The sequence below is a fragment of the Dermacoccus sp. UBA1591 genome, assembly GCF_002322065.1.
GTDB classification, from domain to species: Bacteria; Actinomycetota; Actinomycetes; order Actinomycetales; family Dermatophilaceae; genus Dermacoccus; species Dermacoccus nishinomiyaensis.
This window is the reverse complement of the sequence record NZ_DCNR01000014.1, coordinates 11,724-25,494: the sequence shown is the minus strand read 5'-3', so window position 1 is coordinate 25,494 and position 13,771 is coordinate 11,724. Positions and strand designations below refer to the sequence as shown.

Below are 13,771 nucleotides of genomic sequence, written 5' to 3'. Positions count from 1 at the left end.
ACGAGAGCCGGCACGAAGGCCGGCGTGGGTGCTGGGGGTGAGGCGGTGCATCGTCGGGTGGCTCCCTGGTTCGCTCGTCGCAGGGTGCCTCCCCGCGTCATGTGGATTGTCTCCCATGGCGGGCGCTCGCGCGAGCGCCCTGGGCCCGAGCAGGAGTTCCCGGTCGAAAAAAAGTCTGCGGTGGGGTGCAACCGGCTCAGGATGTCGGGCGTCTGTATGAATGAACGGCGGTCAGCCGTGCGTCGCGCTCGATGCTCAGGGGTGTGCATGCTGGGCGATGCGCGGGCGGGGTCGGTGGAGTCTTGGGGGCTCGATCGGCCCCCGCGCCCGCTTCGTCGCCGCGGGCGCGGTCTGGTTGACTAGGCCCCGTGGTCATCGAGGCGAGCCCGTGGGCGTTCTGGCGCCGTCACGCCTGTGAGGTCGTGCTGTTCGCCGTCCTGGCGGCGCCCGTGCTCGCCATTCGCCCGTCGGTCGGCAACATCGTCGCGGTCGTCGTCTTCTTCGTCGCCTATTTCGGTTTCTCGTTCCTCAGTGACATGCGCACGCGCCTGCGCGTCGACGAGGACGGCGTCGAGTATCTCGCCGGTGGGCGTGATCAGGTCTTCATCGCGTGGAACGAGACCGCGCGCATCGTGCCGCGCCGCTTCCGGTGGTGGACGGCCGAGGACGCCATCGTCTTCCTCGACGGGGGCGATCGTCCGTTGCTCGTCGCGGGCATCTCGATGTTCGCGCCCGCCGACCTCGACGCGTTGGAGGGCGCCGCGCGGGCCTATGTTCCGGTCGATTCGCCCGTCATCCTGTCGCCGTTCACGGGCCGGGCCGACGGCGAGCGTCACCCCGAACTCGTGCCGCAGCGCACGTCGGAGCGGTTGCTCGCCTCGTCGATCAGCAGCTTCCTCATCGCCGCCGTCGTCGCGATCGTGCTCCTCACGGTCTTCGAGTGAATCGTCGTGTGAGCTGCGCCCGCAAGCCGTTCAGCCGTTCGCAAGCATCCGACGGTCGGCGATGACGACGATGGCGAGGCACAGCGCGGCCATGATCGCGCCGAACTCGAACATCGCGGGGTAGCTGAACCCGGCGTCCTGCGCGAGCGTCGCCATGATCGCGGGGACGGCGAAGCCGAGATAGGTGACGCCGTAGAACACGGCCGTCAGCCCGGCGAGGTCGCGGGGCCCGGCGATACGTTGGATCTCGAGCAGGCCGCTCACCATCGCGAGGCCGTAGCCGGCGCCCAGGCAGAAGCTGCCGAGGATCGCGGTGGCGATGTTGAGCTCGCGGCTCGCGAGCGCGCCGGCGAGCATGCCGACGACGAGGACGACGAGCCCCACGCGCACCGCTCGGGTGGTGCCGGGGGAGTCGATGCGGCGCCCGACAGACTGGACGAGGAAGCCGCACGTCAGGCCGACGACGCACAGCAGCGCCGAGAACGCGATCGGCGCCGACGAGACGTGCGACGACATGAGCGCGGGCAGGACGGCGTACGCACACGCGGCGGCGCCGAAGACCCACGGGGCGATCGGCAGCACGACGAACAGGAACCGACGGTGGCCGATGGCGGGGATGCGCAGATCGTCACGCAACGACGACGTCGAGCGCGACGCCGCGTCGACCGTCTCCGGCGTGCGCAGGACGAGCACGGCCGCGATCGCCGTCACGACGATGTTGACGAGGTACGACAGCTCGTCGGGGTAGGGCGCCCACTGCGCGAGGGGGCCGGCGAACGCGGCGCCGAGGCCGAAGCCGGCCGTCAGCGACATCGACGCACGCTTGGCGCCGGTGCCGTCGGGCGCGTCGTCGTGCGGCGGGCTCGACAGCTCCTTGATCCACGATGAGCCGACGGCCATGACGAGACCCAGCGCGATGCCCGACAGCACGCGCCCGAGGAACAGCACGGTGACGTTGGCGTGGGCGAACGCGAGGACGGCGCTCGCGAGCATCGCGATGTACGGCGCGGGGACGAGCAGGCGCCGCCGGCCGTAGCGGTCGGAGAGCGGCCCACCGATGAGCAGCGCGGGGATGATGCCGAGGACGTACGCGAAGAGCAGCACGTTGACCGTCACCTGCGCCAGGTGATGCTGCGTGCGGTACATGACGAGCAGGGGCGTGAACTCGTTGCCGCCCCAGGCGACGGCGAGCATCGCGAGGGCGGGGCGCATCCAGTGCTTCATGCGGTCCTCTTCGTTGTTACCGGTGAGTACCCATGCAATCACGAGCATGCCTGGACGCGCCCGTCAGGGCGTCGCACGGCTCAGGTGTTGATCTTCGCGAGCAGTTCGGGCAGCGTCCGCTCGAGCTGCCGCGCGCCCAGACGCGCGGGGCGTGGATGAGCGCGCAGGCGAGGCCGATCTTCTTCGTCATGTTTGCGGAATAGTCGGCGACGATCTTGTCGGCGGCCTCGTCGAGGCCGAGCGCGTCGAGCAGTTGGTCGCTGCGGCGGGCGACGTCGATGACGTCGACGCCGTGCAGCAGGCCGGTGTGACGCAGCAGTTCGCGGCCGCTGAGGCGGTCGAAGGTGCGCAGGCCGTCGGGCAGGACACCGATGAGCGACTTCGCGCGTGCCGGGTCGCGCCATGCGTCGTGGCCGAGGATCTCGACGCGGCCACCGTCGGGGCGCAGCAGCCCGGTCGCCATCGACAGGGTCGTCGTCTTGCCGGCGCCGTTCGGGCCGACGACGCTGAACATCGAGCCGCGCGCACGGTGAGCGTCAGGTCGTAGACGGCCCGGTGGCTGCCGAGGTTCTTCGTCAGCTCGCTCAGCTGCATGGCCGGTGTTTGCATGGCGGGCGCGCTCGTTGGGCCGGATGGGGCGTGGGTGGCTGCTCGAACGGGGGGACGGGCGGCTGCTGATCCATGCCCTCGATGCGTTCATCGCAGCCCTGCCCGCGTGGGATCGCGGGCGGATGTGACGGCTCTGACGGCGCTCGGCCCGGCCCTACTCGCTCGTAGCGCGGTGAACTCCTAGCGTGGCAAGTGATCACGGTCACGTCGAAGGAGTCGGAGGAGAAGATCATGCGGGTCGGTGTTCCGAGCGAGGTCAAGAACAACGAGTTCCGGGTGGCGTGCACGCCGGCGGGCGTCAACGAGTTCGTGCTGCACGGGCACGAGGTGCGGGTGCAGCGCGGCGCCGGGGACGGTTCGAGCCTCACCGACGACGACTACCGCGCGGCGGGCGCCGTCATCGTCGACGACGCGGACGAGGTGTGGGCCGACAGTGATCTCATCCTCAAGGTGAAGGAGCCGGTCGCCGAGGAATATCACCGCATGCGCGAGGGCCAGGTGCTGTTCACCTACCTGCACCTCGCGGCCGACCCGACGCTGACGGGGGAGCTTCTCGAGCGCGGTGTCACCTCGATCGCCTACGAGACGGTGCGCCTCGACGACGGGTCGCTGCCCTTGCTCGCACCGATGTCAGAGGTCGCCGGGCGCCTCGCCCCGCAGGTCGGCGCGCAGGCGCTGATGAAGCCGTACGGCGGGCGCGGCGTGCTCATGGGCGGCGTGCCGGGGGTGCGCCCCGCGGATGTCGTCGTGCTCGGCGGCGGCGTGTCGGGGTTCAACGCGGCTCGTGTGGCGCTCGGAATGGGCGCCGACGTCACCGTCCTCGATCTCGATGCCGCACGGCTGCGGGCGATCGACACGGCAACCGGTGGGCGGATGCGGACGGTGATGAGCAACGCGCACGAGGTCGAGCACGCCTGTCTGCGAGCGGATCTCGTCATCGGCGCGGTGCTCGTGCCCGGTGCGAAGGCGCCGACCCTCGTGAGCAATGAGCTCGTCTCGCGGATGCGGCCGGGCTCGGTGCTCGTCGACATCGCCATCGACCAGGGCGGGTGCTTCGAGGATTCGCACCCGACGACGCACGCCGACCCGACGTTCGGTGTGCACGACAGCATCTTCTACTGCGTCGCGAACATGCCGGGCGCCGTCGCGCACACGTCGACCCATGCGCTTGCGGGCGTCACGCTGCGCCACGCGCTGCAGATCGCCGACGACGGATGGCGCGCCGCATGCCAGAACGACGCTGCCCTCGGGCGCGGGCTGACGACGCACGCCGGGCAGCTGACGAACGCCGCCGTCGCCGAGGCGACCGACCGGCCGGTCGTCAGTGTCGAGGAGGCGCTCGCGGGGTGAGGCTGCTCGGGCGCGGGCGTGGGCGTGGACGTGGGCGTGGCGGGGTCACCGCGTCGCGGGCGAGCGACGTCCGAGCGGGCCGTGCCGCGTCGCCGTCAGAGCCAGTTCTTGCGTTTGAACACGAGCCACATGCAGAACGACACGGCGACCATGAGAAACAGCGCGAATGGGTAGCCGTACGCCCAGTGCAGTTCGGGCATGCGGTCGAAGTTCATGCCGTAGGCGCCGGCGACGACGGTCGGGGCGAAGAGGATGGCGGCCCATGAGGACGCGCGCTTGACCTCGTCGGCTTGGTTGTTGGCGACCTCGGCGAGGCGCTTCATCTCCTCGTTCTGCGTCTGCGCGACGAGGATGGCGTTGAGCTGCAGGATCTCCGACAGTGACTGGCGGAAGTTGTCGTTGCGTTCGACGATCGAGGTGACGTGGTCGCGCACGTCGCGCAGGGCGGTGATGATCTCGTCGTCGGTTCCGTACTTGGCGGCGCCGGCTTCGAGGCCACGCAGCATCGTCTGCAGCGGCTTGACGGCGCGCTGGAGTTCCATGACCTCCTGGGAGAGTTCGTAGATCCGGCGCGACACGGTCGGGTCGGCTTCGAAGACCTGCGTCTCGATCTCGTCGATGTCGTTCTCGAGGCCGGCGGCGACGGGCGCGTACCCGTCGACGATGAAGTCGAGCAGGCCGTAGAGGACGGCCTGCGGCCCGCGCGCGAGCAGGTCGGGGTCGTTCTCGAAGCGGCTCCGCACGGGCGTGAGGACCGGCTGCGCCGTGTGGCGCACCGTGATGACGAAGTCGGGGCCGATGAAGGCGTGGATCTCACCGAACTTCACCGTCTCCGTCGCATCGTCGTACGTCGCGGGGCGCAGCACGACGAAGAGGGTCTCGTTGTAACGCTCGAGCTTGGGGCGCTGGTGCGCGACGATCGCGTCCTCGACGGCGAGGGGGTGCAGGTCGAAGATGCGCGCGACCTGCTGGAGTTGACGCGGCGTCGGTTGCGTCATGCCGATCCACGCCATGCGCGGGCCGTGGTCGTGGTGTGACGGGTGGTGCAGTTCGCGCCACGCCTCGGCGATCGACCCGGCGTCGCTGACCTTCTGCTCGCCCGCGTAGATCGTCGAGTTGACGATCGTCGCCTCGGGTGGCGGCTGGTCGTCCTCGTCGCGAAGCGGCTCGAACGACGTCTCCTCGGGCGGCGTCGACGCGGGAGGCGGGGTCGCGCGGATGACCCCGAGCGGGGTGGGCACGTAACGGCTTCGCCAGGTGGGCATGGGGTGATCTTAGGGCGGCCTCCCGAGAGAGGCCTGCCAGCGCGCCCGGATGATCGGCTAGGCTGACGGGCGCGCTTCGGCGCACGCTCTCGTAGCTCAGGGGATAGAGCACCGCTCTCCTAAAGCGGGTGTCGGCAGTTCGAATCTGCCCGGGAGCACAGCTGAGAACCGTTGCCCTGCAACGGTTCTCAGCAAGTCATGCTGAGAGCGAGATGCTTGGCTGGCGTCGCGGGCGCCCTGAAGTGCACACAAAGTGCACAGCAGTCAGAAGGCGTGATCACTCAGGTCGCCTGAGCTGGCCACAAAGGCTGCCGCTGCTTCTGCCGCAGCACGCTCTTCCTGGCTGCGAGTCTCTTGCAAGGCGCGCGAGTGCACATACGCCGCGTGCGCCCGGTCGATGGCATCAGCAGCCTTGCCTACATCGGTATCGAAGAGGTCGCTGTAGGTGTCGAGGGTGATACTGGCGCTCGCATGGCCGAGCATGTTGCGCACCTGAAGAGCGCTGGCGCCGCTGCTGATAGCGATGCTGGCCGCGGTGTGTCGCAGCGAGTGTGGCGTGAGGTCAGGCACCCCGATCTTCGCGGCTGCGGCATCGAACCAGCCGCGGCGGACGTTGCGGTTCCGCAAGATCTGTCCCTTGGGGGAGCGGAAAATGTGAGCCTGATCGTTGAGGTCTACACACAGGGGCTCCAAGAGGTCCATGACGTGGCGAGGAACCCTGATTGTTCGCGGATTCCCGTTCTTCGGTGGCGACTCGACGAGCGTTCCGTTCACCTCGGTGAAGGAGCGCTCGATGTGAAGATCCCGGGTGCGAGTGTCGAGATCGTGGCGCTGGAGACCGGCGAGTTCACCGAAGCGGATGCCCGTGATGGCGAGGGTGCGAATAACGGCAGTAGCCTGGGGCCACGTTGATCCGCCGAGCTCGGCGGCTGCCTCCTCCAGTGCCTGCACCTGGTCCCATTGCAGGTAGCGACGACGCTTGGGGACTTCGCGCCGTCCGACGCGGATGTCGGCAATGGGGGAGCGGGCAATCCAGCGGTCTTGCACCGCAAGTTGCAACGGACCGGAGAGTACGGACAGTGCCTTCTTGCGGGTTGCCTGTGCGCCGGGGAGCTCGTCGATCCACCGCTGCACTTCTGCTCGAGTCACCTTGCTGAGGCGGACTTCGGACCATCGGGGCGCGACATGGTTCTTCCAGACTGACGCGTTGCGTTCTCGCGTAGAGGCTGCCCACTCAGGGTGCGCCAAGACCCAGCTGGCATAGGCGTCGCCGACGGTGGCCTTCTCGCGTTGAGTCAGTGTCAGCGTGCCTGACTCGAGGCGAGTGCGGATCTCGGTCGCATGGGCTTCGGCGTCGCGCTTCAACGAGAATTGTCTCGAGCGCTGGCGACCTGCATCATCTCGCCACCGGACCTGCCACGTCCGCTGATCAGCACGCTTAGACACCGACACCATGAGCACAGTCTGACAGGCGCCTCACGTACTCCGCTTGAGCTTCAGCAGCGCGGTTTTCAAGACCGCCGCTTCGATGCAGCCAGGGCTCACATGCCGCGCCGATCCGCGGTTACATCTACTCGAAACCGGCTCGATGAGCACCTGGCGGGGTCACCTTTGGCACACAAATGGCACACGTGCGGCCCCATCCGGCGTCCGTCTCCTGGGCTCCCTGAAAGGGCGCAGACTGCTCATCATGTCTCGCCAGAAGAGCATCGGCGCAGGAAGTCGACGGCCCGGGCCACACGCGCGCATGACGCGATTCACGTGTTGGGTGCCGTCAGACCCGCGCGTCGCAGCGCTCCTTCCGAGCGCCTGCGCCGCGTCAAGACTCGAGCAGGTCGCGCCTCAGCCGTCAGAAACGCTCTGCCCACTGCGTCGGGTTGTCGGGATCACTCGGGTCGATCGACGGCTCTTCGCGATCCTCGGTCGACCACGCCCGATCAAGCTCGGTGCGCCACCCATCCATTTCTGCGGGGTGTGAGCGAGGGGGAGCGTCGAGACCGAACTCGTCGACATTGAAGGGTACTCGTCTCGGCTGCCCCGTCATGCCCTTGCTCTCGCTCTGGGCGATGCGTTCGTCCTCTATACGCATGGCCTCTAGGGCGCCTAGCACGAGGACGTCAGCGGGCGTGTCCGGGGCGTCGTGGGTCTCCGCGCGCACGATCAGCCACCTGGCTACCGCGCGCGCCGCCCGGTCCAACGCGTTCTCGTAGCCAACGAGCCCCCGGGCCCGGTTAGCCGCTGCTCGTAGGGTGGGCACGTCGACATCCACGAGGGCATCCAACGTCACGCCCAGCGCCTTGGCGAGAAGCCTGCCCTGATCCAGGCTCGGAGACATCTCACCTCGCTCTAGGCGGGAGATCCCTGATTGATCGACGAAGATCTTCGAGCCGAGAAATTGGCCCGACCATCCATGCGCCTCGCGCATAAAGCGCACCGCTTCCCCGAAATCTTGCGGGTCAACCTCCGACACCGTGGGTCTCATGAGCATCGAATCTAGCGCAAGAAACGGCAGAAGACGCATAGAAACAGCGTCGCCTCCATGCGCACCCACCCTCACGCTGGAGACATCAAGAAACCGTCTCGACCGACGAGAGGAAGAACTCATGGACCGTAACGACTTGATGCCCCTGCCCGAGGTGGCCGCCTATCTCGGTATGCGACCGGGGGCGATCTACTCCGCCCGCAGCCGCGGTCAGTTCCCGCCCGCAGCGCGTCTTGGGGGCAGGCTGGTATGGCGACGCAGCGACATCCAGCACTACCTCGAAGAGCTCGTCGCCGCCGATGAGAGGGACATGGCAGAACACCGCTGGCGGCAGATGGCCGTTAAGCGTCGCGAGCAGCCGCCAGCGTCGGCGCCCACGTCCCGCGAGGGTGCACGGGGTGCCAGCCATGTCTGAGGTGCGCGACACGACCGTCGTCCCCCGAATCCTGGTGGCCCGGTTCGACAGTCCGCGACGAAGCATCTGGACGCGACTGGCCAAGCACACGTCTCCTACCGCCATCATGCATCCGCCTGGGGCGGGGGCTCTCTTCGCCGTTTGGGACTCGGTCCATCCGCGCCTCGCTGACGAGGTCGTTGCGCTGGTGGCACCCCAGCGGGTCCGCTTCCTGACCCGCTTGGGACCGGTGGGAGAGGTCGATCCCATGGTCCAGGCGTTCATCGGCGTTCTCGCGGAGTATCAGGCCCTGGAGGCAGGAGAGGGCTGGGGATAACCACACCCGCATCCAGTACCCGAGTTCCGGCCAGAACGCCTCCCGCCCTGCCCGGACTTACACCCCCACAACGAACAAGGACCGGGGTAGCCGCCCCGGTCCCTGAATGGCGCGAAGCGCCGCGGCTTGGAGAGCCGCTTCTCATGAATGAATCTAGCGTAAACCCTTTCACCGCGTGGGCGCAGCTGCCCCACACGGCAGTTCCCGACACCGCCTTTGCGGGCTGGCCTAAGCCTGTTCGCGACAAGCTGATCGCCAGCGCCGTCGGCGAGTCCGTCGCGCAGGCATCTCAGTGGCGGGCCTTCGACAACGAACCCGAGATGCAGGAGCACTTCAACCTGTCCGGGCTCCAGTACGCAGGCGTCGGCCACCTGCCTGTGCATGCCTTCCCGGTCCTGTTTATGACCGCCCGCGGGTTTGCCCGCGTAGGGGCAGACGCGCCTCTGACGCTCGGGCGCACCATCGGGGGCCAAGTGCGTACTGCAGTCAAGATCAAGAAGGACTCCGACGACGGGAAGTCAAAGCCCGCACAGTATTTCACCCTTACCGGCCCTGGGCTCGACCAGCCGAACGCGCCGTACGTCGGGCCCCTCGCGGGGAAGGCTGTTGCTGACCCGACGCGGCCGCTGGTCATCACCGAAGGGCCCCTGAAGGGCGCATCGCTCGAAACACAGGGCATCCCGGCCATCGCTTTGAACGGGGTGTACAACGTCACCTGCCGAGTGACCGACGGTCTGGTCGTGGACCCCGACACCGAGGAGATGAGGCCCCGCCGTGACGACGACCCCGAAGCACGCGTCTTCCACCCCAGTCTCGAGGCGTTTACGTGGAAGGGGCGAGACGTCGTCATCGCCTTCGACGGCGACGTGATGATCAAGCCTCAGGTGAAGGAGGCCTGCCGACGCCTGGCGGCCCTGCTGGAAGGCCGCGAGGCCCGCGTGTGGTTCGCGCACCTGCCAACCACGCTGCCTGGGAGTGACAACAAGTGCGGAATCGACGATTTCCTCGCCGAGCTCGGCCCCAAGGAATTCGTAGACACGATCCGCGACTACGCCCCGGGCGAGCCCACCTTACTGAGGCAGGCCCTCATGCAGGGCCACGATGCCGACGCGGACTGGGCGGAGGCGTGGGTCGCAAACCGGGCCGCGCGCTACGCGCGCTGGGTGGCCGACATGAAGACCTGGATGGTGTGGCGTGCCCCTATCTGGGAACCGTGCGGCGTCCCACTGTCTCATCTGTCCTCATGGCTGCTCGATGAGGCCCGGCGTATCGAACCCGAAGTCGCTGTCCTGAACGAGGAAATCGAGCCCCTGGAGGAGCAGGTCGCGGCCCTTAAGGAGGAGCAGAGTGCCTACGACAAGGACGACGACGAATGGAAGGAGCTGGCGGCGGAGATCGGAAAGCTCACTCACGAGATCAACGGGAAGTCCACCCGGAGGGATGCCGTCAAGCGCATCGAGAAGACCATCCGAGACGCTCGCTCTCGGCGCCGCATGGAAGCGATCGCGGCCGTCGCGGCCGATCTGACAAGCCCCATGCGGATCATGACCGCCGACCTCGACCCCAATCCGCACGCCATCCCGATGAGCAACGGCATGCTGCGCCTGGACGATCTCGACGAGTCCGAAGCGCCGCGGCTCGTGCCGCACGCGCCCGAGATGCTGTCTACGATCAAGCCGGGTTGCGAATGGCGAGGGCTGGAGGCGACGAGCCCCTTGCTGGATGCGCTCCTCGAGGCCCTCCCTGACTCCGAGACGCGCACCTTCCTGCAGTGGGTCGTCGGAGCCGATCTGCTGGGTACGAGCACGTCGTACCGCTGGCTGGTGCAGCTCGTCGGACCGGAAAGCAACGGCAAGACACTGCTCATGGATGCTATTCATGGGGCGTTCGGGGACAGTGTGCGGCTGCTCACCGATGAGGTACTCGGTGGTACGGAGCCTGGTGCGCCCTCCCCTGGGCAGATGAAACTGCGCGGTTGCCGCCTGGGCTACCTGGAGGAGGTACCCGGGGACATCATCCGAGCTCATCAGCTCAAGCGACTGGTAGGCACCCCGACGCTCAGCGCCCGCGAGCTCCACAAGGGGCTCGTGACGTGGAGGGCTACTCACTCCCTCATGCTCATCACCAACGACGTCGTCCAGATCGCCGGAGGAGACGCGGCGGCGTACGGACGGGTGCAGCTGCTGAAGTTCCCGTTCACGTTCACCGATGATCCCACTCTGCTCGAGATGGGCGAGCAGTCCGGATACCGGCCCCGCAATCCGGCTTTGGCTGCGGCCGTGAAGTCGCGAGAGCCTGACCTGATGGCAGCCGTCGCAGCATGGGCCGTCCGAGGATCACTCGACTATCTGGCTGCACAGGAAGACCCCGAACGGCGACAGCTGGGCCGCGGCCTGGGCATGCCGCTTCCCCGCGAGGTGGAACGTGAGACCAGCCGCTGGCGCGGTGACGTCGACGCGGCCGCGAGCCTGGCCGAGTACCTCGAGGTCACCGGTGATCCCACCCATTTCCTGCCCAACGACGACCTCAAGATCCTGTGGACCTTCACCAGTGACCAGACTGGCCGCAGCGCTCCGAGCGCACGCACGGTCAACGACCGAGTCTCCAAGGCCGAGCCCCTCAGGTCCGCCCTTGCCAGGGGTGACGTCACCCGGCCGAACTCTCCCCGCAAGGTGGGCGGGCGCTCCGTGCGCGGATGGGCCGGGGTGCGGCTGACCGCAGCAGGGCACGCAGTCGTGGCTCAGGAACCGGTAACGCTCATCGCCTGGTGAACACCTCAGGTGGGGCGAGATCGCGACGATCTCGCCCCACCTGCGGCTACGAAGAGGCACGTGCGGTTACAGGCTCGGGCGCCTTTGTAACCGCGCGGGTCCGCTGAAATTCCAGTGGTTCCTGCCCCTTCTTCTACAGAACTACAGGATTCTCCAAGAGTCTCGACCTGAGGGATGCTCCCCTCACACCTCGCTATCGGCAGGCCTAGGCGCTCGTTGCCCCTGTGGGCGCTACGGAGATGACACGTAGATGCGTAGTTCTGTGTCACGCCCCATCGGCGCGGGCCTGGTGGTGACCATCAGTCGGAAAGAGCTCGGCCAGCTCAACCCCGAGACCGCAGGAGAGCTTCATCATCGTGTCGAGCGAGGGTGCCACCTCACCGCGCTCGACGCGGCCCACCATCGAAAGGTGAAGATCCACCGCATGTGCGAGAGCCTCTTGCGACATCCCGCGCCCGGTCCTCACGCGTCGCACTGACTCCCCGAAGCGACGTCGCCCTTCGCGAAGATCCGCAGCGCTCGGCGCCCCAGGTGCGACGGGGGATCCAGGTTCGGGAGATGGCACCTCACGACCGTGCTGGAGGCGAGCGCCACGATCTAGCGCATATATGCGCTATCGTCGGGGAACTTGCCTGACTCTCGCCGGGGTGCGTGAGCGGGCCGACTGTGGGAGGTCTCACCATGCCCAGAAGTTCACTGATGGTCACGTTTGCGGGTGCAGCCTGTTTCGCCCTGTCAGCTTGCGGCGGGGGCAGCGGAAGTGCACACGATTCCAGCACCGCCACCGCGCCGTCGAGCAGCTCAGGTAACACGGGTTCCGCTCATAGCAACTCCTCGCCCAGCAGCAACGGACAGGCTTCAGCACTAGCCTCGGCTACGGCCGATGCCTCCCTGCCTAAAAATGCGGGCAAGGCCGTGTGGGTGATCCATGACGGCGGCTCATACTTGATGTCGACCGACGCCACAGTGGTGACGCAGGCGTCCTCTGACGCCGAGCATCCTGTAGTGCGGGGCTACCACACCCAAGACGGCAGCGCGGCGTGGACCCTCGACACGAAGACTCCCCCGGGCGTGCAACTCAACGGGCCTGATTCTTCGTTGAGCGGGCCGTCCGTGACTGCCGCAGGCCAAGGCTTCGTCGTCACATGGCGCGGGACTCCTCAGAACTCGGGGAAACCATCTCTCATCTCGGCAGCGTTTTCCGCAGAAACCGGCAAGCAGGTGGGCAAGACGCTCGTGAATGAGCTGGGGCAGACGCCCCGCGCCACTACCGAACCCGCCCCGCCATTCGCGGCCAACGTGTTCTCGATCGGCAGCGCGGGGGACTTTACCTCCGTATCAGGCAAGCCTCAGTGGCTTTTCGGGGACGGCTCGACCGGAACGGTTGTTCATCAAGTCAAGGGGGTCGACGTGAATTTCACGGGCGATCAACCCTTGGTGCCGACGTCACCGCGAGGCGGTTTCGCCGCGTGGCCGCCGGACACCACGCACACGCGCACCTGGACTTATCAGGCGTACGAGGGCGAGTCCCTCACCGGGTCACCCACGACCTGCGCGCACACGCCGGACCTGACGAGTACGAAGGCGGTTGGCTCGCCCAACGGGCGGTTCATCGGTTGGGGCGCGGCGGTCATCGATGTGAAGACGCAGCACGTGCGTTGTCTTGATCAGCTGCAGGATCGCCCCGTGACCATCAATCAGGTCGGGGACGACGGCGCTACCTCTGGCAGCACTTTGGAAGGGCAGTTCTCCGCCCCTGCCGGTTCGACATCTCCGACACCACTGGATCGCCGCGCACCGCTGCCTCTCGCGACGCTCAGCAACGGCATCACCATCGCGACAGGCAACGACGCGATCGTCGGCCTCAAGAAGTAATCGCTTGGACGCATCTGGAGGAAACATGGAGACAACGCGCAGGGCACTTGCACTCATTGGAGTGCTCACACTTCCGACGATCGCCGCATGCGGTAGCTCCGACAGCGGTGGTGGGGGCGCGTCTGACGTGTCTTGGAAAGAAGTCGTCGCTAAGAAAGTCGACGCTACGGCGGCGTGCCAGGACCTCTTCGGAGCGCACAACTCTGATGGCGCCAAGAAGATCGGCACCTCGGCCCTCGCCAGCGCGCCGTCTGACCTCAAGATCACCGGCGAGGTCGACGGCGACAGCGGCGGCAAGAGCGGCGACTCGACGCTCGATCTGCAGTGCAATCTCGGTGGTGTGGCGACCCGCTTCTACCCGAGCGGTCAGTCCGACATGACAACCGACACCTCCGTCACGGCCGACGCCAACGGCTTTTCTGCCGAGTCACACGCGGGGGCCAAGGGCCCAGGCATGCAAAGCGTTCTGGCAGATGCCGTGAAGCATCTGAAACCGTGAGAATCCACGACGCATGAGGGC

General features: G+C 67.2%; 12 protein-coding genes and 1 tRNA gene. 7 read left to right on the top strand and 6 right to left on the bottom strand.

The annotated features are described in order from the left end of the window. Positions 1–368: 368 nt before the first annotated feature. On the top strand, positions 369–944 hold the full coding sequence (locus tag B2284_RS01470; RefSeq protein ID WP_006943240.1) for a hypothetical protein: 576 nt from the start codon (positions 369–371) through the stop codon (positions 942–944). Between the two features lie 30 nt (positions 945–974). Here B2284_RS01470 and B2284_RS01465 read toward each other — a convergent pair whose 3' ends face one another. Next, positions 975–2,168: an MFS transporter gene (locus tag B2284_RS01465; protein ID WP_074045646.1), complete on the bottom strand. Its 1,194-nt coding sequence runs from the start codon at positions 2,166–2,168 to the stop codon at positions 975–977. A 16-nt stretch (positions 2,169–2,184) separates the two neighbouring features. Further along, positions 2,185–2,682 (bottom strand): ATP-binding cassette domain-containing protein, encoded by a 498-nt coding sequence (locus tag B2284_RS01460; protein WP_074045645.1) that lies wholly within the window; start codon positions 2,680–2,682, stop codon positions 2,185–2,187. Positions 2,683–3,008: 326 nt separating this feature from the next. Between B2284_RS01460 and ald the strand changes: the two genes are divergently transcribed. After that, on the top strand, positions 3,009–4,127 hold the full coding sequence (gene ald, locus B2284_RS01455) for an alanine dehydrogenase (RefSeq protein ID WP_074045739.1): 1,119 nt from the start codon (positions 3,009–3,011) through the stop codon (positions 4,125–4,127). A gap of 95 nt (positions 4,128–4,222) precedes the next feature. Here the strand turns inward: ald and B2284_RS01450 are convergent, their stop codons facing one another. Beyond that, a complete protein-coding gene (locus B2284_RS01450; protein WP_074045644.1) occupies positions 4,223–5,392 on the bottom strand; it encodes a magnesium and cobalt transport protein CorA in 1,170 nt (389 codons plus the stop codon). A gap of 85 nt (positions 5,393–5,477) precedes the next feature. Here B2284_RS01450 and B2284_RS01445 point away from each other — a divergent pair. Next, a tRNA-Arg gene (locus B2284_RS01445) sits at positions 5,478–5,550 on the top strand. 106 nt (positions 5,551–5,656) lie between these two features. Here the strand turns inward: B2284_RS01445 and B2284_RS01440 are convergent. Continuing rightward, positions 5,657–6,757 carry a tyrosine-type recombinase/integrase gene (locus B2284_RS01440; protein ID WP_170957283.1) on the bottom strand — a complete coding sequence of 367 codons (1,101 nt, stop codon included), beginning with the start codon at positions 6,755–6,757 and terminating at the stop codon, positions 5,657–5,659. A 484-nt stretch (positions 6,758–7,241) separates the two neighbouring features. Next, positions 7,242–7,913: a helix-turn-helix domain-containing protein gene (locus tag B2284_RS01435; RefSeq protein WP_074045642.1), complete on the bottom strand. Its 672-nt coding sequence runs from the start codon at positions 7,911–7,913 to the stop codon at positions 7,242–7,244. 82 nt (positions 7,914–7,995) lie between these two features. Here B2284_RS01435 and B2284_RS01430 point away from each other — a divergent pair, with 82 nt between their 5' ends. Together B2284_RS01430 and B2284_RS01425 are read left to right on the top strand one after the other, a co-directional pair. After that, complete coding sequence (locus B2284_RS01430) at positions 7,996–8,289, top strand: helix-turn-helix transcriptional regulator (RefSeq protein ID WP_074045641.1); 294 nt, start codon at positions 7,996–7,998, stop codon at positions 8,287–8,289. Positions 8,290–8,748: 459 nt separating this feature from the next. Beyond that, positions 8,749–11,376, top strand: coding sequence for a DUF3854 domain-containing protein (locus tag B2284_RS01425; RefSeq protein WP_074045639.1), 2,628 nt, complete (start codon positions 8,749–8,751; stop codon positions 11,374–11,376). Positions 11,377–11,641: 265 nt separating this feature from the next. Here the strand turns inward: B2284_RS01425 and B2284_RS14405 are convergent, their stop codons facing one another. Next, the gene (locus B2284_RS14405; protein ID WP_050786536.1) at positions 11,642–11,941 is read right to left on the bottom strand and encodes a helix-turn-helix domain-containing protein; all 300 of its coding nucleotides are present in this window, start codon (positions 11,939–11,941) and stop codon (positions 11,642–11,644) included. A 356-nt stretch (positions 11,942–12,297) separates the two neighbouring features. Here B2284_RS14405 and B2284_RS01420 point away from each other — a divergent pair, with 356 nt between their 5' ends. Further along, entirely contained in the window at positions 12,298–13,251 is a 954-nt protein-coding gene (locus tag B2284_RS01420; protein WP_286697096.1) for a hypothetical protein, read from the top strand. A 61-nt stretch (positions 13,252–13,312) separates the two neighbouring features. Further along, positions 13,313–13,750, top strand: coding sequence for a hypothetical protein (locus B2284_RS01415; protein WP_286697095.1), 438 nt, complete (start codon positions 13,313–13,315; stop codon positions 13,748–13,750). Positions 13,751–13,771 lie beyond the last annotated feature (21 nt).